This window comes from Chryseobacterium salviniae (genome assembly GCF_035819015.1).
In the GTDB taxonomy this organism is placed as follows: domain Bacteria; phylum Bacteroidota; class Bacteroidia; order Flavobacteriales; family Weeksellaceae; genus Chryseobacterium; species Chryseobacterium salviniae.
The window spans coordinates 1-23,229 of sequence record NZ_JAYLAA010000061.1 but is presented as its reverse complement, the minus strand read 5'-3'; the positions used below and the strand labels follow the sequence as shown (position 1 = coordinate 23,229).

Sequence of the window (23,229 nt, the reverse complement as noted above, 5' to 3'; positions counted from 1 at the left end):
CCCCCCCCCCCCCCCCCCCCCCCCCCCCCCCGAAACAGAAAAAAATGAGTAGAAGCCGGAAAGGCTTTCAATAAAAAATATATATCGCTTCGATGCAATCAAATTGCTCTTTAAAAAAAATTTACGAATACAATTCGACGGAGTCAAAAAGCTTCAAATAAAAATAATTTTTGAAACTTTATAAAGTAAAACCTATTCTTCGCACGTCAGCATAATAACAATAGTAAATAATGAACTCAATTAAAATAATTCTCACGGGAGCCACCGGAATGGTAGGTGAAGGCATTCTGGCAGAGTGCCTTGAAAACACCAATGTTTCGGAAATCTTGAGTGTAAGCCGGAAACCCTGCGGAATACAGCATGCTAAACTGAAGGAATATATTGTCCCCGATTTTCTTGCCATGAATCTTCATGACAACCTGAAAGGCTATGACGCCGTTTTCTTTTGCGCCGGAATAAGCAGTATAGGAATGAACGAAGAAGAATATACGAGAATAACTTTTGACACGACGATTCATTTTGCCAGGGCAGCACTCAGCCAGAATCGGGACATGGTGTTCAACTATGTTTCAGGAGCATATACCGATAGTACGGAGAGTGGAAAGATGATGTGGGCAAGAGTAAAAGGGAAGACAGAAAATGCATTAAGAAAGCTCGGTTTCAGGGCTGTGTACAATTTTCGCCCCGGATTTATGAAACCTGTTGAAGGCCAGAAAAATGTAAAATGGTTTTTTAAACCTTTTATTTGGATTTTTCCGTTGATATTACCTTCAAAATCATTAACTTTACAAGAAGTGGGCAGAGCAATGATCATGGCAGTGCAAAAAGGGTACCCCACCTCAACAGTAGAAATTAAGGACATTAAAAATCTGGCGATATGAAAGAGATGATAAAAAGAATTTTTCTGGTTGCTTTTATTTTATTGGTTCTGACTGCTATTTCAGGTTTTTTTTATATGCAAAAACATCCTCTTAACGGAAAAAAATCAACGGGAAAGAATCTGAATTTTTCAGGCCATGTGTCTAAGTAGGAACAACTAATATTCAATGAAGTTCAAAAATCGTTTTAGAAAATTCTAATAACGATACATTGCTTACGATGTAATATTTTTCGTTTTTTTATTCAACTTAACCTATTTATTAACCATTTATTAAAATTACCTTAAAATATTTAAAAAGTAGAAATTCCATTTTTGCATAAATTTAATATCAGCAACAATGATTAATAACTATTTTTTGAAAGGTTCTGTTGTAGCCGCATTTTTCCTTCAGGGAGCGGTATTCGGGCAGACATCCCTTATCCACTACTGGAATTTCAACAACAATACCTCAGCTGCCGCCATTACTACTCCCACAGTGAGTTTAACAGGAGGATCACTGAACGCCGTAATCAACGGAACAACGGAAATTGATTTTGCAGGTGGAACCGGACAGAATTTCAGTGTAGAAAACCTGAATGCCAGAAACGGTGACGCCGCAGGAACTCATTTAAGATATAATTTCCCTATTAACGGAAACCTACAATTCAATTTACCTACTACAGGATACCAAAACGTTGTTGTAAAATTTACAACAAGAAGATCCGGTTCAGGAGCAGGAACACAGACCTGGTCTTATTCTACAGACGGAACAACATTCCAGACGTATCAGACGGTTTCTCCGCAGGATGCCAATCCGCAATTGATTACATTTGATTTTTCAGGCGTGGCCGGTGTTTCCAACAACCCGAATTTTAAGCTTAAAGTTGAATTCTCTGCAACCGGCGGAGGAAGTGTGGGAAATAACCGCTTCGATAATTTTACTGTAGATGCAACTGCCGCAACCGGAGCAGATACAACACCGCCAACGGTAACCTACCTTCCTGCAAATAATGTAAATAATGCTTCAAGTACAATAAATCCTACCATTTCGTTTAACGAAAATGTAAGGCTGATAAATAATTCTGCAATTACAGATTCCAATGCGCAAAACCTTGTTGATTTTCGATTGGGAAATTCTTCCGGAACCCCTATTCCTTTTACTACAACGTTTACGAATAATACAATCACGGTTATCCCGACTTCAGGTTTAGCAACGAATCAGACCTATTATCTGGCATTAAAACCGAATACCGTTGAAGATACAAGTGACAATGCCGTAAGTACGGTGACCTCTTCAATTTTTACTACGGCGGGAACTTCTATTTCTTTAGATAAAAATTTTATTAAAGTCAATGAAAATGCGGGAACATTAGCATTTAAAATCAATATTGCCAATCCATCGAATGCTGCCGTGAATCTTGTGGTAAAACCTGCTCCGTTCAGCACTGCAGGAAGCAATGATTTTACTTTAGCCAATCAGACCATTAACATTAATCCTTCTACAACAAGCTATACCGTTAATATTCCGATCGTTGATGATACGGCAGAAGAGCAGCAGGCGGAATATTTTGTAGTAAGTCTTGAAAATCCTGTAGGAGCAACTATTTCCGGTGATAATAATGCGACTATTTATATTGTTGATAATGACAAACAGGCACCTGTTCCGTCCAATCAGATTGCACTGAATTATATCGGAAGCTTTGATCCTTCCGGTAATAACAACAGCTCTACGGAAATTGTCGTTCATGATCCTGTTACCCAGAGATTATTTACCATCAGCTCCATTACGGATGTTTTCGATATTATTAATTTTAGCAATCCTACAGCACCAACGGTAATCAACACCATTAATATGGCTCCTTACGGAGGTATTACCAGCATTGCCGTAAAAAACGGAATCATTGCCGCCGCTTCTCCAAACACCAATCCGCAACAGAACGGCTCGGTAGTTTTTTTTGATATCAATGGGAATTTCCTGAAACAGGTAACAGTAGGTGCCTTGCCGGATATGGTAGTTTTCTCACCGGACGGTACAAAAGTAATGACTGCCAACGAAGGAGAACCGAATGATGCTTTCACGGTTGATCCGGAAGGAACAATCAGTATTATTGATATTTCCGGTGGAATTGCAAATCTTACCCAGTCTAATGTAACAACACTGAATTTTAATGCATTTGATTCTCAGGTTGCTGCTTTAACGGCTACAGGTTTAAGAAAGGTAAGAACGAATAATACGCTTTCACAGGATATGGAACCGGAATATATTACGATCAGCCCAGACAGTCAGAAAGCCTGGATTTCACTTCAGGAAAGCAATGCACTGGCAGAAGTAAATTTAGTAACAAAAACCATTACCGGAATCTGGGGATTGGGTAAAAAAGACATGAGTACTCCCGGAAACGGTTTCGATGCATCGGATAACAACAATGAAGTTTTAATCGCCAACTGGCCTGTAAAAGCGTACTATACTCCGGATGCAGTTCAGAATTACAAAGTGGGTACTACTCACTATATTGTTACAGCCAATGAAGGAGATGAAAAAGACCTTTCAGGTTTCAGCGAAAGAACTACGGTCGGAGCGAGCACTTATATTCCTGATGCAGCATTGTTCCCTCAGGCAGCGATTTTGAAAGCTTCTTATAATTTAGGCAGATTCAGAGTTTCTAATGCTACCGGAAATACAGATGCAGATGCAGAATTTGAAGAAATTGCGGCATTAGGTGCACGTTCTTTCTCAATATTCAATGCAGATACAAAACAGATTGTTTACGACAGCGGAGATCAGTTTGAGCGCTATATTGCTGCGAATTATCCTTTGATTTTCAATGCTGATAACGAATCCAATACGGTAAAAAACAGAAGCCGTGCCAAAGGCCCTGAACCGGAAGGTGTTGCTTTAGGGAATATCAACGGGCAGACCTATGCTTTTATTACCCTGGAAAGAACCGGTGGCGTGATGGTTTACAATGTCACAGATCCGAATAACCCTACATTTACCGATTACAAACATTCGCGTATGACTTCGGCTTATGGCGGTGATAACGGACCGGAAGGAATTATCTACGTGGCTCCGGAAAATACTGCGACAGGTAAAGGCTACGTAATTGTTGCCAACGAGATTAGCGGAACTTTATCCATGTATGAAGTGGCCGGCGCTCCTACTCTGGCAACAGGCGAGGTAAAAACCGAAAAGGCTACCTTCAACGTATTCCCGAATCCTGTAACGAAAGGAAATACCCTTTACTTCAACAGAGCGCAGGATTATGAGCTGTACGACATGTCCGGAAAATTAATCGGAAAAGAGAAAAAAGCTTTAACGATTGAAACTTCTCACCTTTCTACAGGCGTTTATCTTGTGAAAACTTCAGAAGGCCATACCAAGAGAGTTATTGTAAAATAGAATATATTATTTAGTTGATTAATTAAGCCCCTTTTTTGGGGCTTTTTATTGGCTTACTCTCGATAAAATTCTATAAATAATTTTTGAAAAACCTAGAATCCCGGCGAAATTCTTTCGCCGGGATTTTAATTAATGCATATCATCATAAATTCTTACGAGATCAACTACATTCTTCACCTGCAGCTTCTCGAATATTTTTTTCTTATACGTACTGATGGTAGACATTTTAAGGTTCAGGATGTTTGAAATTTCTATATTTCCGTTGCCTTGTGCAAGAAGCTTGAAAATCTGGAATTCCCTTTTAGAAAGCCTTTCTACGGAATGGCTTCCCGCAGTGTGGGTAACCAGCTTTTTCATCATATTAACGGTATAGTAATATCCTTCCTCGAACATAGAATTCACCGCCGTAATGATTTCCGATTCTGAAGCCCCTTTATTCAGGTATCCGGAAGCTCCTTCTTCAATGTATTGTATCCCTACATTGTCATCATAGGTTGAAAAAAATAAAATCTTAAGGTGCTTTTGCTTCTTCTTAAGATCTTTTACCATTGCTTTGTAGATACTTCCAGGTATATCAATATCAATTATTAGAAGATCGTATATTTTTTCAGAAACCATATCCTTTGTTTCAGAATATGTTTCAGCAAAATCTATATTGCAATGATATTGAAGTTTTGATTTTAGCACCAGAGCTGTACCTGTTCTTACGACATAGTGACCGTCAGCAATGAGTATATTTTTCATAGAGTTAGTTTTTTAAATAAAAGTCCCGTTCAAACGGGAAACAGCTTCTCTTTATTGTTATGTTTTCAATACAAGTTACAGACCAAATACTGCATACATTTCTATCCATATCTTTCAGGGTTTTATTAAATTTATTACGCTGGTTTTCTGATTCCGGAAATTCCGGAATCTATAGTTGAAAAATAATTTTTATAAAAAATCTAAAAATTATTAAACATATAAATTAAATGAATAAAAAAGTATGTTACAAGCATTCATCCTTATCTTAGCGCTGTAAATATTTTCTACAAAAATAATACATATAACATTCACGCGCATGTAGAAATATTACTATAAATTTTTCATAATTTATCTAAATAATTTCTTATAAATCAAGCGAAAACGATTAAACTATTATTTCTAAACAGTGTGATAAATTCAAAACCAACCTAATCCTTGTTCAAATCCCTTCCTTGTAACGATAAAAAGTGCTTAAACATCCTTATTTTAAAATTGATAAGTACACCAGAAACCATAAAACAAAAAAACAGACCCCTATGATTTTAAAGGTCTGTCTATAAAAATATATTTTTTCTTTTACTCTACGCTTACTACTTTTTCTATTTCCGGAGCATGCTGCTTAATTGTGTTTTCAACGCCCAGTTTCAGGGTAGAAAAATTTAATGAGCATCCGGAGCAGTTTCCCAAAAGTTTTACGTAAACCAGATTATCTTTCACATCGATAAGCTCGATATCACCGCCATCTTTATTCAGGAACGGACGAATACTCTCCAGGGCTTCCAAAACCCTTGTTACTGTATCTTCGTGTGTTATATTTGTTTCCATATTTTTTCAGTTCAATTTGGTTTCAATTACTATTGAAATATTATTTTGCTTTTGGTGAGCATCCTGCCATAGTGGTTATTTTAACCGCTTCCGTAGGAGGAAGGTTTTTATTCCTCTCCACAAGACTTTCTACCATTCTTCTGGCAGTTTCCGTGTATACATCTGCAATTACAGAATTTTCCTGCAGCGCAGCCGGTCTTCCCACATCTCCCGCTTCTCTTATGCTCTGAATCAAAGGAATCTCTCCCAAAACAGGAATACCGAGATCTTCTGCAAGATACTGAGCGCCCTGCTTTCCAAAAATATAATATTTATTTTCAGGTAATTCTTCCGGTGTAAAATACGCCATATTTTCGATTAATCCAAGCACCGGAATATTAATGCTTTCCATCTGGAACATCGCAATCCCTTTTCTTACGTCTGCCAAAGCTACGTGTTGCGGTGTACTCACGATTACAGCACCTGTTACAGGAACTTCCTGGATAATGGAAAGGTGGATATCACCGGTTCCCGGAGGAAGGTCAATCAATAAAAAATCAAGCTCTCCCCAAGCTGCATCGCGGATCATCTGGTTCAATGCTTTGGAAGCCATCGGACCTCTCCAAACTACTGCCTGGTTAGCCCCTGAAAAATATCCTATCGAAAGCATTTTCACACCGTAGTTTTCAATTGGTTTCATCAGATTTTTCCCACCGACTTCCACGGAGATCGGTTTTTGTCCTTCCGTATCAAACATGGTGGGAACAGAAGGCCCATAAATATCGGCATCCAGCAAGCCTACTTTAAAGCCCATTTTTGCAAGTGTTACTGCTATATTTGCAGAAACCGTAGACTTACCTACTCCGCCTTTTCCTGAAGCAATGGCAATGATATTCTGAATTCCGGGGATTTGTTTTCCTTTGATCTGGCTCTGCTGAATTTCACTCGGTTCCGGAGAAACGATTTTCAGTTTCAGGTTAACTTCTTCACCGAATTCGCTTGCAAAAGCCTGTTTCATAGCTGCCTCAAGCTTTTTCTTTTCATGCATGGCCGGTGAATGGGCAGTCATATCAATATATACATCATTTCCCATGATCTGAAGGTTGTTCACCAAATCATCAACTTCTATCTCTTTAAGGAAATCCTGAACCTTTTCTTTCGTCAACATAAACTAAATAAATTGTCTACAAATTTACGAAAAATTAAACTATTTAGAATAAGTAAAGACACTGATAGATATTTTCTTTTGTCGAAGCTAATTTTATAGTATTTTAGGGGAATTTTAATTTTCAGATCATGAAAAGAATTTGGATTGTTCTTTTAGGAATTTTATTTCATAATACATTTTCGCAAAATTATTCGCAATATGTGAATCCGTTTATCGGAACCGGCGGTCATGGACATACTTTTCCGGGAGCCATCGTTCCCTTCGGAATGGTGCAGCTTTCTCCGGACACGAGAGTTGACGGAAGCTGGGACGGCTGCAGCGGTTATCATTACTCGGATTCCGTGATTTACGGATTTTCGCATACGCATCTGAACGGAACGGGAGTTTCTGATTACGGAGATATTATGCTGATGCCGACAATGGGAAAACCCGGACTCGATCCTAAAGAATATTCTTCAAAATTTTCACATAAGAACGAAAAAGCTTCGGCAGGATTTTATTCGGTTAAATTAGACAGGCACAATATTGATGTGAGGTTAACCACAACAAAAAGAGTGGGTTACCATGAATACACATTCAACAATGCCGGAAATGCCAATATTATTTTAGACTTAAATCACAGGGATAAATTATTGGAAGGTGAAGTAAGAATTATCGACGACAAAACCATTGAAGTTTTCCGCAGAAGTAAAGCCTGGGCGACTAACCAATATATTTATGCCAGAATTGAGTTTTCAAAACCAATGAAAATTTCAAAAGAATTTTTAACTGGCGAAAAAATGCAAGGAATGAGTGAAGGCAAAAAGAAAGTATCATTTAATGGTAATAAGTTAGCTTTAGCTTTTTCAACTCAAGTAAAAAAAGGCGAAAAAATTCTTGTAAAAGTTTCTATTTCTCCAACAGGTTATGAAGGAGCCGCCAAAAATATGCTGGCAGAAGGCCAATCAAATGACTTTGAATCAATAAGAAAACAAGCTGTTACAGACTGGGACAAAGAATTATCTACAATAGAAGTTAAATCTTCGGATAAAGACAAGCTTGCCATTTTTTATACAGCAATGTATCATGTTTTCACACAACCGAACATTAATATGGATGTTGACGGAAAATACAGAGGCCGCGACAATAAATTCTATATGGCCAACGGTTTCGACTATTACTCTGTTTTTTCACTCTGGGACACCTTCAGGGCAGCGCATCCGTTGATGACATTAATCGACAGAAAAAGAACGGCGGATTTCATCAATACTTTTATCAAACAGTACGAGCAGGGCGGTAAACTTCCTGTTTGGGAACTGGCTTCCAATGAAACGGAATGCATGATCGGTTACCACGCCGTTTCAGTAATTGCCGACGCAATGGCTAAAGGAATCACAGGATTCGATTATGAAAAAGCCTTTGAAGCTTCCAAACATTCTGCCATGCTGGATATTTTCGGATTGAATGCCTACAAACAGAATAATTTTATCAGCATTGATGATGAGCATGAAAGTGTTTCTAAAACTGTAGAATACGCTTACGACGACTGGTGCATTGCGCAAATGGCTAAAATTTTAGGCAAAAAAGAAGATTACCAGTATTTCATGAAACGTTCTCAGAATTGGAAAAACCTGTACAATCCTAAAAACGGATTCATGCAGGCAAGAAAAAACGGAAACTGGTATGAACCCTTTGATCCGAGAGAGGTTAACAATAATTATACGGAAGGAAATTCATGGCATTACTCCTATTCCGTTCAGCAGGATATTCCTGGTCTGATTGCTGCTCATGGCGGAAAGGAAAAGTTTGAGCAGTTTATTGATGCTATTTTTTCTGCACCGGATAAAACTACGGGAAGAGAGCAGGTGGACATCACCGGACTGATCGGACAATATGCGCAGGGAAATGAACCGAGCCATCATATTGCCTACCTGTACAATTACGTTGATAAGCCGGAAAAAACCGATGCCAAAATTAAATTCATTCTCGATAATTATTACAAAAACGCACCAGACGGACTGATCGGTAATGAAGACTGCGGACAGATGAGCGCATGGTACATTTTAAGCACGATGGGAATTTACTCGGTAACACCCGGCTTACCGGAATGGCAGACGACACAACCTTATTTTGATGAAATTAAAATTCACCTGGAAAACGGAACTACAAGAATTATCACCAAAAATACAGGAAAAGAGGAACTTAAGAAGCTCGGTTTTGAAAACGTGAAATCCTTTAAAGATCTCAAATATGATGAATTAACCGCTTCGCCTGTGATTGCAGCAGCAAGAATCTTTGACCTTAATACAAAAGTTGAAATTACCCCTTTACATCCGGATGATAAAATTTTCTATATGACACTGGATGAAGGAGATGCCAACGTAAGAAAAATGTTTACCGCTTATAAAGGACCATTCACGATCACAAAAACGACACAGATTGCAGCGTATGCAGAAAGAAATGGTGAAAAAAGCTCGATTGTAAGAGCAAACTCCAACAGGAGACCTAATAATTGGGACATCACGGTGAATTCCACTCCGACTCCACAATATACAGCCAGCGGAAAATTATCTTTAATCGATGGCATCAACGGTGATACCAACTGGCGTAAAGGCGAATGGCTGGGTTACCAGGGACAGACTTTTGAAGCGGTTATCGATATGAAATCGCCGCAGCAGTTTACGAAATTGTCATCTACCTATCTTCAGGACAGCAGAGCATGGATTTTAATGCCTGAAAAAGTGGAATATTATGTCTCAAACAACGGAAAAGATTATATTCTGCTGAAAACGGTAGACAATAGTCTTGATCCGAAAGATGAAACTGTTCAGGTAAAAGATTTTTCAGCCGAGGTATTACCAACGCAGGCTCGATTTATTAAAGTTAAAGCTTACCATTTCGGTAAACTTCCGGAATGGCATCAGGGAGCAGGCGGAGATGCTTATATTTTTGTGGACGAGATTTCTGTGAAATAATGAAATAAAAACTCTTTCGGTCTCGACTGAAAGAGTTTTTTAACTCAATTTTTCCGACCAGTTCAGCTCTTCCGGCAATTGCCTATCTGAAAATTCAATATGGATTACCCTTCTTTTCTTTCCGTTTGTGGTACGGTTTGAGCCATGAAGAAGTAAAGGTTTCATGATCATTATTCCGCCTTTTTCTACTTTACAGATGGTTTCAGTTTCTATGGACCAATCAATATTTTCAGGTCTGCAAATTCCTTTTGAATGGGATTTTGGGACTACTTTCAATGCACCGTTGTTTTCATTCGTATCGTCGAGATGAATTCTGATGGTGTATATATTTTCTAAAATTTCAAGCGGCGGCTGAACGGCAAACTGATTCTGCTTCGTGGTCCACGGGCCAAATCCTGGAAGGCTTGCTTTTCTGTCAACTGAAATCGTGAGATCCTGATGATAAGCAACGTACCAGTTTGATTTTTCAGGCTTATCAAAGTAAATGCTTTTCACCACAACATATTTTTCTCCGAAAATTTCTGTGATGATTTTTTTTATATTTTCATTGAAAATCAGATCCGGAATTTCAGGAATTTCCTTTAAAAACTGCCTGATGGCGAAAAGGTCTTCCGATTTCCTCAAGGTTTCTTTGGAAGTATCTATGTTTTGAATGACTTGTCCGATCTTTTCAATTTCTTCTTCCGAAAAAATATTATTGATAATAGTGAAGCCATTTTCTTGTACTGAGTTTTTATGATGGTCTAAATTCATTTTCTAAAAAACAGTTTTTTGTAAAGCAAAGATGCAAAGATTTTCTTTTAATGATTACATAGATTTAGTAGATTCTATGTCATGACTATTAATTTGAATAAGGAATCATGCAGAACTATTATCATCCTGAAAGTATTTTACCAAGGATATCTTGTATAGCAATAAAAAGATTTGTTTAAAGAGTGTAAATATTAAAGATATAATAACTCAAAAATCACGAATTCATTTCCCACAGATACCACTGATTTCGCAGATTTATGTCATTAATTTGAATTTGAATTAGGAATTATGAAGCATTTTGTCTTCCTGAAAAGGATCTCAGCAATAATCATTTATTTTATCTTTAAAAATGCTTCAATTCAGAAGGTGTAATCCTTAAATTTTATTGGCTTATCCTTTAACAAATTCTTGATTTTGCTTCCCCGGATGACGCAGATTTGGGAGATTTATGACTTATAAAAATTCATAATTTGTAGGAATCTCATGAAGAAAAGTTCCGGCATGGCAAATTAGCCCCGATCGAACGGCATGTCTGAGCTCTTTTTGTAAGATTTCGGCGGCGGCGAAGCCGCCGCCGAAATCTTACAAAAAAGCGAGTAGTGAGAGCGGGAAAAAGCTCCTTAAAAAAATTACAAAATACAATTTGACGGAACCAAAAAACCCTAAAAAAATAGTCAACAGTGGATTCACCATTGACTATTTCTTTATTTAATATAATTTATTATTTTATAAATCACCGCCGTGGTTATCCAGCTGACCCTCCCATTTCGAAACAGCGGAAGTAGCAAGTGCATTCCCGAGGACATTGGTCATACTTCTTCCCATATCGCAGAAATGGTCGATTGGGAGAATCAGGGCGATTCCTTCCGGTGGAATTCCGAACATAGAACAAGTTGCCACAATAATCACTAATGAAGCTCTCGGAACACCGGCAATTCCTTTTGAGGTAAGCATTAATACCAAAAGCATGGTGATCTGCTGGCCGACGCTCATTTCAATTCCGTAAATCTGGGCAATAAAGATTGAGGCAAACGTCATATACATCATGCTTCCATCCAGATTAAAAGAATAGCCTAAAGGCAGAATGAATGATACCACTCTGTTGTTACACCCGAATCTTTCAAGTTCCTCTACGAGTTTCGGGAAAACCGCTTCGGAACTGGTTGTGGAAAAGGCAATGAGCAAAGGTTCTTTAATCCTTCTGAGCAATTCAAAAAGACGGTTGCCGATGATTAGATATCCCACGAATAAAAGAACCGCCCATAAAATAGCCAGTGCAAAGAAAAAATCCCTGAGATAGATTGCGTATACTTTAAAGATTTCAAAACCATTGGTTGCTACAACTGCTGCAATAGCTCCAAGAACACCCAGTGGTGCAAACCACATGATATAACCAACCATTTTCAGGATTCCGTGGGCGATAATATCAAACAGCTTTACCACAGGTTGTGCATATTCGTCTCCCAAATTGGCCAGTGCGATCCCGAACATGATAGAAAACACCACAATTTGCAGGACTTCATTGGTAGCAAAAGCTTCAAAAACACTTTTAGGAATTATATGCTTTACAAAATCTTCCATGGAAAAGCCTTTGCTGCTTTTCACAAGTTCTTCTGCAGAAGCTGCATCCTGGATGGGAAGTGTCGTTACGTGTCCTGGTTCCAGCCAGTTCACCAAGACAAGCCCGATAAAAAGAGACACCAGAGAAGCAGAAATAAACCATAACATGGCTTTCGTACCTACCCTTCCAATCATTTTAATATCGCTCATTTTGGCAATTCCCACTACTAAGGTTGTGAACACCAATGGTGCAATAATCATCTGCACCAGACGAATGAAAACGGTTCCTAAGAGCTTTATGTTTTTAGAAAACGGTTCTGCGCTTTCAGGATATCGGATGTGTACAAATCCGCCGATGGCCACACCCAGAATCAGGGCAATTACAATGGCTGTAAATAGTTTATTCTGTCCTTTCATATTGATAATTCAAGTTTGGCAAATATAATATTTTTAGAATTGCTTCCAATCTTGGGAATACAGTTTACAATGTAAAACGATAATAATATTCTATAATAACTGAAATTCTTCATTAGCTTTTGTAGTTTTTTTGATTTTCTATTTTTATTTCAATAACCTTTAAATTTTATAGATTTCTGGGAACAAGATAGTGGGATTTTAATCATTATTTTTAATACACTAAATATCAATTACTTAAAATATGAATTTTTCAGAAAATTTCCGAATTAGTAATGAAAATAAATTGGGATTTTATCTTTTGGTATAAATTTTATTATTACATTTAAGCATATTAAATACATTAAAATATACAACTATGAAAAAAACTATCGCAATGGCTGCCCTGGCTGTAGCTATCTCTTTGGGATCAGTTTCGTGCAAGAAAAAGGTTTCTGATGCCGACCTGCAAACACAGGCAACTACAGTGGTAACATCTAATCCGGGAGCTTCTGTAGAAGTGAAAGAAGGTGTTGCACATCTTAGCGGTACTTTCGAAACGCAGGAAGCAAAAGACGCTATGATTAAACAGCTTAAAGCTATTAACGGAATTAAAGATGTGCATGATATGGCTACTGTTGCTCCCGCAACAACAATGCCTGCCTCAGTAGAAACGCAGTCTGCCGTAGACCCTGCCGTACAGCAAAAAGTACAGGATGCCGTGAAAGATATTCCCGGAATACAAGTAGAAGTTGTAAATGGTGAATTAACATTAACCGGAAGTATTTCTTCTTCGGATGCAAGAAAAGTTAAAGAATCCGTAGACGCTTTAAAAGTGGGAAAAGTAAATTATAATTATACTGTAAAAAAATAACAAAATGAGCACACTAGAAGATAAATATTCGAGCGTTGTTTCTGCAGCCCAGTCCGCAGGAATCTCTGGTCTGAAAGTTCAGGAACAGGACGGCATCCTGTACGTTTCAGGGAGCGCTTCCAACACTGCTGCAAAAGATGCGGTTTGGAATGCCTTAGGAGCAATTGATTCTACTTATTCTGCTTCTGATATTAATATTGATGTACAGGTTTCCGGTCTTGCAGCCGGAACAGCACTTACCGTAGCAACGGATGATTCCAATCTTAATATAAGACAGGAACCGTCTACTGATGCAGCGATAATCGGAAAAGCAAGCAAAGGTTCTACTATTACACTTGTTGAGCAGACTTCCGATGACTGGTGGAAAGTGAAAACTTCAGACGGACAGGAAGGCTATGCCTATTCAAGATATTTAAGAGCATAAACTATTTAATTAATATTGATAAAAACATCCTTTCTTAAGGGATGTTTTTTATTTTTTAGGGAATTAACATTTCGGAGGTAATTCAGAATAAAGATTTTGAACACTGTAATAAGTGGGTTAAAAACGATATGGCAGGAAAGATTCTCAACTTCTAAAAAAACCTATTAAAAATCCAACAGTTTATCTCCTTAAAGAAAAAGATTCTTCCATTATACAGCAAGTAACCGGGAAGGTAAATTTACTCTGAAAACAAACGACGTTGCTGAAACAGCATCCTGAAAATTGATGCCAACAAAATAACGCCCTCCTCAAAACATTTCGAAACTATTGTAAAATTATTCTCATGAGGTGACATAGAACTGTATAAAAGCTCTGTAACCAAGAAGTAAAGCTTACCGCTCCACCGGCTAAAATAAAATTACCCATATAAATAACTCCGAATATTTTATATTAAATGTTGGTTTATCATTAAATTAGCCTCAAATTTTATTTATGAAGATCCACCTTTCAATTTTATTTATTTTATGTTTTATTTTCGGAAATGCTCAAAATACAGTTGATGAAGATCATTTCGTGAAGGATAATTTCATTAAAAAGGAAATGTATATTCCGATGCGGGACGGAGTAAAACTTTTCACTGCTGTTTATATTCCGAAAGATATTTCCAATAAAAATAAATACCCTTTTCTAATGCAGAGAACCTGCTACAGCATTGCGCCTTACGGTGAAAATGAATACAGGGAAAGACTTGGGCCTAATAAGTATCTTATGAAAGACAAATATATTTTTGTATTTCAGGATGTGCGCGGAAGATACATGAGTGAAGGCACTTTCACCAATATGACCCCGCAGGTAGACCGCAAAACTAATAAAGATGTTGATGAAAGCACCGACACCTACGATACGATAGAATATCTTCTTAAAAATATCAAAGGAAACAACGGAAAAGTGGGCCAATACGGAACGTCATATCCCGGATTTTATACTGCTGCCGGAATTTTAGCGCAGCATCCGGCATTGGTGGCTTCTTCGCCACAAGCCCCTATTTCAGATTTCTGGAATGATGATTTTCTCCATAACGGGAAAGTAATGTTGGGCTATTTCAGGACGTTCCCGGTTTTCGGAGTTCAGAAAACAAAACCTGAGAAAAAAGCATGGTATACCGATTCTATGATTAAACCAACCTCTGAAGACGGATTGAAATTCTACCGCGATATGGGAACACTGAAAGAGGGGTACGAAAAATATTATAAGGATAATTTCTTTATGACCGAAATTATGAATCATCCCAATTATGATGAATTCTGGCAGAAAAGAAGCCTTCTTCCTCACCTTAAAAATGTAAACCACGCAGTAATGACTGTTGGCGGATGGTTTGATGCAGAAGATCTTTCCGGGCCGTTAAATATTTACAAAACCATCGAAAAGACAAGCCCTAAAGCCAAAAATACCATTGTAATGGGTCCGTTTTCACACGGAGCCTGGGCCTACGAGCAGGGAAAACATTTTCATAATGACATCTATTTTGGTGACAGCATCGCAACCTATTACCAGAAAAATGTAGAAACAAAATTTTTCAATCATTATCTTAAAGGAAATACGAAAAAGGATGCCGGTTTACCGGAAGCTTTCATGTACGATACAGGTGCAAAACAATGGAGAGAATTCGCAACGTATCCTCCGAAAGAAGTACAGAAAGTAAGCTTTTACCTGTCAGATAAAACATTAAAAAATTCTGCAGGGCAAGGTTTCTCAGAATATTACAGTGATCCGAATAATCCTGTTGTAAGTTCTGATAATCTTAAAGATTTCAATGGTTTTACTCCGAGAAATTATATGTCGGAAGACCAGCGTTTTGCTGAAGGCAGACCGGATGTTCTGACTTTTACAACAGACGTATTGACAGAAGATATGACTTTTGCCGGAGAGATCATGGCTAAATTAAACATTGCTTCCACTTCCACCGATGCCGATTTTGCCGTAAAGCTGATCGATATTTATCCGGAAGATTTTAAGCCTGAAGCGAAGAAAGACGGTGTTATTTACGGAAATTATCATCAAATGGTACGAAGCGAAATTATGCCTGCAAGATTCAGGAATTCGAGAGAAAAAGCGGAAGCTTTAGTTCCGAACCAAAAAACGGCCGTTAATTTCAGATTGCAGGATGTTGTTCATACTTTTAAAAAAGGTCATAAAATCCAGATTCAGATTTCTTCTACATGGTTTCCGCTTTTTACAATAAATCCGCAAAAATTTATGGATAACCCAAATTTCGCTACAAAGGAAGATTATACGAAAGCATTCATCAAGGTTTTTGCTGACAGTGCGATTGAAGCTGAGGTGCTGAAATAAAATTTTTAATATCGGTGGCTTCGAGTATCTCCATCCACTATAATATCACATTTTAAAATTTAAAATTTCATGCATAAAATGGTGGCTGAGGATCTCGGAGCCACCATTGTTATTCTTCAATCGTTCTGAAAGTCAGGTTTACCCTTGGTGTTTTAACTTTTGTAGTGGGAGGAAGCCTGTGCAGCCAATGGTCTTGTGTTGTTCCTTTCATCACGAGCAAACTTCCGTTTTCTAAAAAAATCTCTACTTTTTCTTTGGTGGTTTTATGCTTAAATAAGAATTTTCTTTCCGCTCCGAAAGTCAGAGAAGCAATAGCACCATGTTTTTTCAAATCCTTTTCGGCATCACTGTGATAAGCCATGCCCTCACTGCCGTCGTGATATAAATTTAAAAGGCATGAATTATAGGTTTCACCCGTAATCTGCTCACATTTGTTTTTTAATTCCAGCAGTTCAGGCGTCCACGGTTTTGCATATTTTGTCCGCTTGGAATAAGTATATTCAAAAGGTCTTTCTCCAAACCAGGACACTTTTCTTTTGGTTAAGATCAGTTTTCCGAAAATCACCGCTTCATCATTTTCCCACGGAATTTCATTCAGCAAATAATCATAATAAAAATCTGATTTTTCTTGGGAGAAAATTTTACCGTAATAATGAACGATTCCGTCATTGGGAAGAAGGTTTAAAGGATAGTCTGATATATCTTCGAAAAGGTTGAGCATGGCAGTTCTGAGTTTAATGTTTAATGTTTATCCCCCAGTCATAGAAATTACGATGACAAAATGGTGTTGATTTAAAATAAATTTCGGCTAAAGCCAATTGGAAAATTTATTAACATAAACGGGCTAAAGCCCTTTCCTATTGATGAAATTATTGCTTTTAAGTTTTAAAAGAAATCAATTTGTGTTTATTGTTGAAAAAATTTGTGCCGTTTGTCCTTAAAAATCTGAATAAATCTGAGAGCTTTCCCAACCGATGATCATTTGCTTTCTATCGCTGCCCCACATATACCCACCGATTTTCCCGGAAGACTGAATCACTCGGTGACAGGGAATTAAAAACGCTACCGGATTACTTCCTATTGCCGTTCCTACCGCTCTTGAAGCGTTAGGATGTCCTATTTTATTCGCTAAACTTCCGTAAGAAGAAAGTTTTCCCATCGGAATGGTAAGAAGGCTTTCCCAGACTTTCAGCTGAAAATCGGTGCCTTTTAAATGTAGTTTTATCGTATTAAGATGAGTCCAGTCTTTATTAAATATGGACAATGCATTTCTCTGAAACTCATCCTGCCTTTCAATAAAAGAAGCATTGGGAAATCTGGCCTGCAAATCTCCCAATGCTTTTTGTTTTTCATTTTCAAAAGCCATATAGCAGATTCCTTTTTCTGTGGAAGCTGCAATCATTTTTCCAAAAGGACTTTCAGAAAAACTGTAATTGATGCTTAGATTCTTTCCGCCGTTTTTATATTCTGCAGGAGACATTCCTTCAATCTTCACGAACATATCATGAAGCCGGCTTGTGCTGGAAAGACCTGTTTCAAAAGCGGCATCGAATAAACTTGCTTTTTCATCTTTCAGCAAAGTTTTGGCATGCTCCAGACTAATGAACTGCAAAAATTTCTTCGGGCTTGTTCCTGCCCAATCTGAGAACATTTTCTGGAAATGGGACGGGCTCAAATGTATATTTTCTGCCACTTCATCCAAACCTGGCTGAAGCTTAAAATTGCTGCGGATATATTCTATCGCTTTGGCAATTCTTTCGTAATCTAACTGATTTTGTGTGGACATCTCATTAATTTTACCTCACAAATTTCCGAAGAAGATCCGGCAGAAAAAATCCGATTCCTGCGGAATTTAGTTGTTTTTATAAAGGTGATAATACGCAAGCATTTTGTAATACAGCTTTGCAGCAAGGAATGCACTTGGTTTTGCCATTGGAGAATCCATTAATTCTACAATATCAAATGCCACTACATTGCATTTTTCAAATACTTTTCTTAACAGCTCTAACGTAGGATACCATTGTAAGCCTCCCGGTTCCGGAGTTCCTGTAGATGGTGCGATGGAAGGGTCGAAAGCATCAAGATCAATGGTGATATAGACATTTCCTGAAACTTTTTCCAATACATCATTTACCCAGTTTTCGTTGTTGGCAATTTCGTGAGCAAAAAACACTTTTCCTTCCGGCAAATACTGTGCTTCTTCAATATCCATGGAACGGATTCCCACCTGCACCAGGTTATGTTTCTGGCTGGCTTCAAAAACCGCACAGGCATGATTGGAAGTGGAACCGTGGAATTCCGGACGTAAGTCTGTGTGAGCATCCAGCTGAAGAACGGTTAAATTTTCAAACTTCTCGCCTACCGCACGAATAGAACCGATAGAAACGGAATGCTCTCCTCCGAAAAGGGTAAACAACTTATCATTATGATGTAAAAGTTCTTTTGATTTTTGGTAAACGGCTTCTGTCATGGCTTCCGGCGTAGAATTTTCAGAAACCTCTCCGGCTAAATACACTCCTTCAAGATAAGGCTCGCTTTGGGTTTCGATGTCGTAAAGTTCCATATTTTCTGAGGCATTCAGGAACAATTCCGGTCCTTTGTCGGCTCCTTTTCCCCAAGTAGAAGTTCCGTCATAAGGAACAGTTACCAACACTACTTTCGAGTTTTCCAATGATGCATTTTCTTCAGGAATTCCTGCGTATGTTTTCATGTTTTATCTGAAATTAAATGATTTTGGCAAAGATACGAAGAAGATGGAAGATGGGCGCCGGAAGTTTATAAAAAGTGCTAAAATATACGGTGCGAGTGGAAACTTCCCGTTTCCCGCCAAAATTATTACCTTTGTAAAAAAATTGTATGTCGTTAAAAGCTGTGCTGTTCGATATGGATGGCGTTATTGTGGATACAGAACCTTTGCACAGAAAAGCTTATTTTAAAACATTTAAAGAATTGGGAATTGATGTTTCCGAGGAGCTGTATGCTTCATTCACGGGAGCTTCTACGAGAAGAGTGTGCGACACATTGATTGAAAATTTTAATTTAAATCAAAATTTTGAAGAAATAGCAAACATCAAAAGAAATTATTTTAAGGATTATTTTTATAATGATGAGGAATTCGACCTGATTTCCGGAGTGAAAGAACTGATTGAGCACTATTACGAAAACGGCATCATCCTGATTCTGGCATCTTCTGCTACGATGACAACGATTAATATGGTTTTTGAAAAATTCGAGCTTGAAAAATATTTCAGCGGAAAAATAAGCGGTGCCGATTTGAAAGAATCCAAACCTCATCCGGAAGTATTTTTACTGGCTGCGGAAATGGCCGGACAACCCGTTGAAAGCTGCATGGTGATTGAAGATTCTACCAACGGAATTTTAGCTGCACACCGGGCAAAAATTTTCTGCGCAGCATACAGAAGCCCGCATTCTAAAAATCAGGATTATACATTAGCGGATACGGTAGTTTCCAATTATGAAGATCTTCAGATTGACAAAATTTCACAATATTTTTAAACAGAAAAAAACTCTCAGGATCTGAGAGCTTTTTTTGTTGTAAGCTTTGGCTAAAGCCAATTTGATGTTATGTTTTTTTCAAACGGGCTAAAGCCCGTTTCTGTTAATAAAGCTACTATTTGTAACCCAGAATTTTCAGAACATCCTCCGGTTCCTGCTTTTCTCGGAAAATCTCGTACTGCAGCTCCCCGTTTTCGTCTTTCTGAATAAGGATGTGTCTTGGCTGCGGCATCAGACAATGATGAATTCCACCAAACCCGCTGATGGTTTCCTGATACGCTCCTGTGTGGAAAAATCCGATATATAATGGCTTCGTATCGCTGAAAACCGGCAAGTAAATGGCATTCGTGTGCTGTTCAGAATTATAATAATCATCAGAATCGCAGGTTAATCCACCTAAAAAAACTCTTTCGTACGTATCTTCCCATCTGTTTAAAGGAAGCATGATGAAGTGTCTTGAAATGGCCCAGGTATCAGGAAGCGTGGTCATGAAAGAAGAATCGATCATATTCCACTTTTCCCTGTCGTTCTGGCGTTTCTGGGAAATAATTTTGTAAATATTCGCACCGCTTTCTCCAACGGTAAAGCTTCCGAATTCGGTGTAAATATTAGGTTCATCCACGCCTTCTTCTTCGCAGAATTTTTTGATCTGGGAAACGATTTCTTCGACCATGTATTGGTAATCGTAATCGAAATTAAGAGAAGTTTTGATCGGGAAACCGCCGCCGATATTTAATGAGTCAACTTCCGGTGCGATTTTTTTCAGACGTGCGTATACACGAAGACATTTGTAGAGTTCATTCCAGTAATAAGCGGTGTCTTTGATTCCGGTATTAATGAAAAAGTGCAGCATTTTAAGTCTTGCATTTGGGTGTTCTGCAATTTTCTGGCTGTAGTAAGGAATGATGTCTCTATATCCGATCCCCAGTCTTGAGGTATAAAACTCGAATTTGGGTTCTTCTTCGGAAGCTATCCTGATCCCGATGTCGAAATTAGTGTCGATGCTTTCGGTTAATTTATCAAGCTCTCGGTAATTGTCAAGAATCGGCGTAATGTTTTCAAAACCATTGTTGATCATATCTGAAATTTTTGCCAGGTAATCGTCTGTTTTGAAACCGTTGCAGATAACTTCAATATTTTTATCGACTTTTCCGTTCTCGTAAAGAGATTTTACGATATCCATATCGTAAGCGGAAGAAGTTTCTATGGAAATGTCATTTTTAAGTGCTTCTTCCAGTACAAATTTGAAATGACTTGATTTTGTACAGTAGCAATAGGTATAACTTTTTTTATATTCGGTTTTCTCAAAAGCTTCCCTGAACCAGCTTTTTGCCTTCTGGATATTTTGAGAAATTCTCGGCAGGTAGCTAATTTTTAGCGGGGTGCCAAATTTTTCAACAACATCCATCAAAGGAATGTCATGAAATAACAAATTGTTTTCAGATACATTGAATTCTTCTGTTGGAAAATACAATGTCTGATCAATTAGTTCCGAGTATTTTATTTTCATTTCTAAACAAGTGAATTAAGAATGCAAAATTGCTAAAAAAGTTTGATTTTTTAGCGTTAAAATTATTATAAATTTTGATGATTTTTGATGATGAAATGTGTATTGATTAACAATAAGTGAACTTCGTTATATATTCTTCACGGCTATCTTCATTTATTTTTAAAACCTGTTGAATATAATCATCTTCATAGCCATATTTTTTATTAATTCCGTTAAATAAGAATCTATACTGAGCTTTTTTCAAAACGCTGATATTCGTTTTTGGATTGAGAAATAGTGGCAATTAGCTTTGTTTTTTATTTCCCGCTGATTTCACGGATTGACACGGATTTTTTTCTTTAAATGTAAATGATTAGGTTGATGGAAATCTTGCGTTATGTTTTGATTAGAACAAGTTTCAATTAAAAATATTTGATTATGAAGCTTTTAATAATTGATGCTTACTGTTGATTTTTTTATTCCCACGGATTTCACGGATTTGCACAGATCTTTTATAAATTGAAAAGCATTAGATTACAGATAATTTTTGCCGATGAAAATTAATAAATCTCCTTCTTCATATTCGATGGAAATTTCATCTTCAACAGCAAAATTCCGGGTTCCTATGTTAGAGGTAATGCTTAGATTTCCATTGGTTAAAGGCCAGTTTAGTCCGGTGGTTGTGATATTTTTTACGGAAGGAAACGGGTATAATGAAATCATTTTGCCTTTTACGTTTTCTGCGATAAATTTTTCAGGAATAAAATAATATTCAGAAAATTCATCATAAAACTTTATGTTTAACTGGTCTTTAAAACCGAAAGCAACCGTAAGGTTTCCTAAAAAATGATCCTGCTCTCCTCCGCTTCCTCCAAAAACATCAACGGTTTTAAATTTTTTTTCTAAAATAATTTCCAGTGCTTTATGAAAATCGGTTTTGTTCTGATCCGGTGTATAAATGAATTTATCCTGATAAATGTTTTCATCCGATCCGGAGTGCGAATCAAAATCCCCGGATATGAAATCCAGTTTTTTCAACGGAAAATCCAGGTTTTTGAGATAATGGAAAGCACCGTCTGTACAGGCAACGAGATGGTAGTGGTCAGGATTGGGAAGGGTTTTGGGCGGATTGCCATTAATGAAAAGTAAGGCTTTATCTTTCATTCGGGTTCCAGTATTCTTCCGGTTCATTGTTGATTTTTGAAATATATCGTGCCAGGACAAACAGATAATCTGAAAGCCTGTTCAGATACTTTATCAGCTCGGGTCTTACTTCTTCTGATTCATTCAGGAAAACCAGGGAGCGTTCCGCTCTTCTGCAGATTGTTCTTGCGGCGTGTAAAAAGGTGGCTGCTTTTCCGCCACCGGGTAGAATGAAATACTGTAAAGGTTCTAATTTTTCGTCGAAAGCATCCATCCAGTTTTCGAGTTCTTCAATTTCAGTGTCTGAAATGATCAATGGCAGTCGGGACTTTCCGTTGGCCAGCATCAGTTTGTCAACCGGAGTTGCTGCTTCCGAACCCACTGTAAATAAATCAAACTGGATTTTCTTTAACTGCTTTAATACTTCTTCATCATCCATATGGCTTTTGGCAATTCCGATGAATGAATTCAGCTCGTCTATATTTCCGTAGCTGTCGACTCTCGCACTGGCTTTTGAAACTCTCGTTCCGCCGTACAATGCAGTCTGACCTTTGTCTCCTGTTTTTGTATAAATTTTCATAGTACTAAATTAGTTTTTTCCGGCAAGGTTTACAAGTTTTGGTTAAGAACGTGGCTTCGGGAACTTCAGACACCGGACTGTAAGATTATAAAGTCAGTCACAAGGTTACTATTAATATTTTCACCAGTATTTGTATCATTGACAAATATCCTAGCCCCGTTCGCAGCGATTGTTTGAGCTCTTTTTCTTTTTTTCGGCGGGGGGGCTTCGCCGCGC

The 23,229-nt window shown here is 37.8% G+C and carries 18 protein-coding genes; 7 read left to right on the top strand and 11 right to left on the bottom strand.

Translation table 11 applies throughout. The features are described from left to right. Nucleotides 1–230 precede the first annotated feature (230 nt). Nucleotides 231–881, top strand: coding sequence for an NAD-dependent epimerase/dehydratase family protein (locus SOP96_RS18290; protein WP_326322333.1), 651 nt, complete (start codon nucleotides 231–233; stop codon nucleotides 879–881). Nucleotides 882–1,217: 336 nt separating this feature from the next. Then, a complete protein-coding gene (locus tag SOP96_RS18285) occupies nucleotides 1,218–4,259 on the top strand; it encodes a choice-of-anchor I family protein (RefSeq protein ID WP_326322332.1) in 3,042 nt (1,013 codons plus the stop codon). 129 nt (nucleotides 4,260–4,388) lie between these two features. Here SOP96_RS18285 and SOP96_RS18280 read toward each other — a convergent pair whose 3' ends face one another. From SOP96_RS18280 to SOP96_RS18270, 3 genes are all read right to left on the bottom strand, one after another. Continuing rightward, the gene (locus tag SOP96_RS18280; protein WP_326322331.1) at nucleotides 4,389–5,003 is read right to left on the bottom strand and encodes a response regulator transcription factor; all 615 of its coding nucleotides are present in this window, start codon (nucleotides 5,001–5,003) and stop codon (nucleotides 4,389–4,391) included. A gap of 576 nt (nucleotides 5,004–5,579) precedes the next feature. After that, nucleotides 5,580–5,828, bottom strand: a complete 249-nt coding sequence (locus SOP96_RS18275) for a NifU family protein (protein WP_169229467.1) — start codon at nucleotides 5,826–5,828, stop codon at nucleotides 5,580–5,582. 40 nt (nucleotides 5,829–5,868) lie between these two features. Further along, complete coding sequence (locus SOP96_RS18270) at nucleotides 5,869–6,975, bottom strand: Mrp/NBP35 family ATP-binding protein (protein WP_326322330.1); 1,107 nt, start codon at nucleotides 6,973–6,975, stop codon at nucleotides 5,869–5,871. A gap of 128 nt (nucleotides 6,976–7,103) precedes the next feature. Here SOP96_RS18270 and SOP96_RS18265 point away from each other — a divergent pair, with 128 nt between their 5' ends. After that, the gene (locus tag SOP96_RS18265; RefSeq protein WP_326322329.1) at nucleotides 7,104–9,929 is read left to right on the top strand and encodes a GH92 family glycosyl hydrolase; all 2,826 of its coding nucleotides are present in this window, start codon (nucleotides 7,104–7,106) and stop codon (nucleotides 9,927–9,929) included. Between the two features lie 39 nt (nucleotides 9,930–9,968). Here the strand turns inward: SOP96_RS18265 and SOP96_RS18260 are convergent, their stop codons facing one another. Both SOP96_RS18260 and SOP96_RS18255 read right to left on the bottom strand, forming a co-directional pair. Beyond that, entirely contained in the window at nucleotides 9,969–10,682 is a 714-nt protein-coding gene (locus SOP96_RS18260; protein ID WP_326322328.1) for a phytanoyl-CoA dioxygenase family protein, read from the bottom strand. 726 nt (nucleotides 10,683–11,408) lie between these two features. After that, nucleotides 11,409–12,659: a dicarboxylate/amino acid:cation symporter gene (locus tag SOP96_RS18255; protein WP_326322327.1), complete on the bottom strand. Its 1,251-nt coding sequence runs from the start codon at nucleotides 12,657–12,659 to the stop codon at nucleotides 11,409–11,411. A gap of 355 nt (nucleotides 12,660–13,014) precedes the next feature. Between SOP96_RS18255 and SOP96_RS18250 the strand changes: the two genes are divergently transcribed. From SOP96_RS18250 to SOP96_RS18240, 3 genes are all read left to right on the top strand, one after another. Next, nucleotides 13,015–13,509: a BON domain-containing protein gene (locus tag SOP96_RS18250; RefSeq protein ID WP_326322326.1), complete on the top strand. Its 495-nt coding sequence runs from the start codon at nucleotides 13,015–13,017 to the stop codon at nucleotides 13,507–13,509. Between the two features lie 4 nt (nucleotides 13,510–13,513). Then, nucleotides 13,514–13,933, top strand: a complete 420-nt coding sequence (locus tag SOP96_RS18245) for an SH3 domain-containing protein (RefSeq protein ID WP_326322325.1) — start codon at nucleotides 13,514–13,516, stop codon at nucleotides 13,931–13,933. A gap of 492 nt (nucleotides 13,934–14,425) precedes the next feature. Beyond that, the gene (locus SOP96_RS18240; protein WP_326322324.1) at nucleotides 14,426–16,285 is read left to right on the top strand and encodes a CocE/NonD family hydrolase; all 1,860 of its coding nucleotides are present in this window, start codon (nucleotides 14,426–14,428) and stop codon (nucleotides 16,283–16,285) included. Nucleotides 16,286–16,394: 109 nt separating this feature from the next. Here SOP96_RS18240 and SOP96_RS18235 read toward each other — a convergent pair whose 3' ends face one another. The 3 genes from SOP96_RS18235 to speB all read right to left on the bottom strand — a co-directional run bounded on the left by SOP96_RS18235 (nucleotide 16,395) and on the right by speB (nucleotide 18,995). After that, the gene (locus SOP96_RS18235; protein WP_326322323.1) at nucleotides 16,395–17,006 is read right to left on the bottom strand and encodes an alpha-ketoglutarate-dependent dioxygenase AlkB family protein; all 612 of its coding nucleotides are present in this window, start codon (nucleotides 17,004–17,006) and stop codon (nucleotides 16,395–16,397) included. Nucleotides 17,007–17,222: 216 nt separating this feature from the next. After that, nucleotides 17,223–18,071, bottom strand: coding sequence for a bifunctional helix-turn-helix domain-containing protein/methylated-DNA--[protein]-cysteine S-methyltransferase (locus SOP96_RS18230; RefSeq protein WP_326322322.1), 849 nt, complete (start codon nucleotides 18,069–18,071; stop codon nucleotides 17,223–17,225). A gap of 66 nt (nucleotides 18,072–18,137) precedes the next feature. Further along, nucleotides 18,138–18,995: an agmatinase gene (speB, locus tag SOP96_RS18225; RefSeq protein ID WP_326322321.1), complete on the bottom strand. Its 858-nt coding sequence runs from the start codon at nucleotides 18,993–18,995 to the stop codon at nucleotides 18,138–18,140. 146 nt (nucleotides 18,996–19,141) lie between these two features. On the opposite strand from speB, the gene SOP96_RS18220 reads away from it, so the two are divergent. Beyond that, nucleotides 19,142–19,801: an HAD family hydrolase gene (locus SOP96_RS18220; protein ID WP_326322320.1), complete on the top strand. Its 660-nt coding sequence runs from the start codon at nucleotides 19,142–19,144 to the stop codon at nucleotides 19,799–19,801. Nucleotides 19,802–19,916: 115 nt separating this feature from the next. Here SOP96_RS18220 and SOP96_RS18215 read toward each other — a convergent pair whose 3' ends face one another. The 3 genes from SOP96_RS18215 to SOP96_RS18205 form a co-directional block, all read right to left on the bottom strand. Next, entirely contained in the window at nucleotides 19,917–21,311 is a 1,395-nt protein-coding gene (locus SOP96_RS18215) for a type III PLP-dependent enzyme domain-containing protein (protein ID WP_326322319.1), read from the bottom strand. A gap of 513 nt (nucleotides 21,312–21,824) precedes the next feature. Further along, a complete protein-coding gene (locus tag SOP96_RS18210; protein ID WP_326322318.1) occupies nucleotides 21,825–22,481 on the bottom strand; it encodes a thiamine diphosphokinase in 657 nt (218 codons plus the stop codon). Beyond that, on the bottom strand, nucleotides 22,444–23,013 hold the full coding sequence (locus tag SOP96_RS18205) for a cob(I)yrinic acid a,c-diamide adenosyltransferase (protein ID WP_326322317.1): 570 nt from the start codon (nucleotides 23,011–23,013) through the stop codon (nucleotides 22,444–22,446). Before SOP96_RS18205 ends, SOP96_RS18210 begins: the two co-directional genes overlap by 38 nt. Between the last annotated feature and the right edge of the window lie 216 nt (nucleotides 23,014–23,229).

Coding starts and splice junctions, on each gene's coding strand:
- SOP96_RS18240 (WP_326322324.1), top strand. CDS start 14,426: ATGAAGATCCACCTTTCAATTTTATTTATTTTATGTTTTATTTTCGGA.
- SOP96_RS18230 (WP_326322322.1), bottom strand. CDS start 18,071: ATGTCCACACAAAATCAGTTAGATTACGAAAGAATTGCCAAAGCGATA.
- SOP96_RS18235 (WP_326322323.1), bottom strand. CDS start 17,006: ATGCTCAACCTTTTCGAAGATATATCAGACTATCCTTTAAACCTTCTT.
- SOP96_RS18250 (WP_326322326.1), top strand. CDS start 13,015: ATGAAAAAAACTATCGCAATGGCTGCCCTGGCTGTAGCTATCTCTTTG.
- SOP96_RS18215 (WP_326322319.1), bottom strand. CDS start 21,311: ATGAAAATAAAATACTCGGAACTAATTGATCAGACATTGTATTTTCCA.
- SOP96_RS18210 (WP_326322318.1), bottom strand. CDS start 22,481: ATGAACCGGAAGAATACTGGAACCCGAATGAAAGATAAAGCCTTACTT.
- SOP96_RS18265 (WP_326322329.1), top strand. CDS start 7,104: ATGAAAAGAATTTGGATTGTTCTTTTAGGAATTTTATTTCATAATACA.
- SOP96_RS18260 (WP_326322328.1), bottom strand. CDS start 10,682: ATGAATTTAGACCATCATAAAAACTCAGTACAAGAAAATGGCTTCACT.
- SOP96_RS18290 (WP_326322333.1), top strand. CDS start 231: ATGAACTCAATTAAAATAATTCTCACGGGAGCCACCGGAATGGTAGGT.
- SOP96_RS18205 (WP_326322317.1), bottom strand. CDS start 23,013: ATGAAAATTTATACAAAAACAGGAGACAAAGGTCAGACTGCATTGTAC.
- SOP96_RS18270 (WP_326322330.1), bottom strand. CDS start 6,975: ATGTTGACGAAAGAAAAGGTTCAGGATTTCCTTAAAGAGATAGAAGTT.
- SOP96_RS18255 (WP_326322327.1), bottom strand. CDS start 12,659: ATGAAAGGACAGAATAAACTATTTACAGCCATTGTAATTGCCCTGATT.
- SOP96_RS18285 (WP_326322332.1), top strand. CDS start 1,218: ATGATTAATAACTATTTTTTGAAAGGTTCTGTTGTAGCCGCATTTTTC.
- SOP96_RS18245 (WP_326322325.1), top strand. CDS start 13,514: ATGAGCACACTAGAAGATAAATATTCGAGCGTTGTTTCTGCAGCCCAG.
- SOP96_RS18280 (WP_326322331.1), bottom strand. CDS start 5,003: ATGAAAAATATACTCATTGCTGACGGTCACTATGTCGTAAGAACAGGT.
- SOP96_RS18220 (WP_326322320.1), top strand. CDS start 19,142: ATGTCGTTAAAAGCTGTGCTGTTCGATATGGATGGCGTTATTGTGGAT.
- SOP96_RS18275 (WP_169229467.1), bottom strand. CDS start 5,828: ATGGAAACAAATATAACACACGAAGATACAGTAACAAGGGTTTTGGAA.
- speB (WP_326322321.1), bottom strand. CDS start 18,995: ATGAAAACATACGCAGGAATTCCTGAAGAAAATGCATCATTGGAAAAC.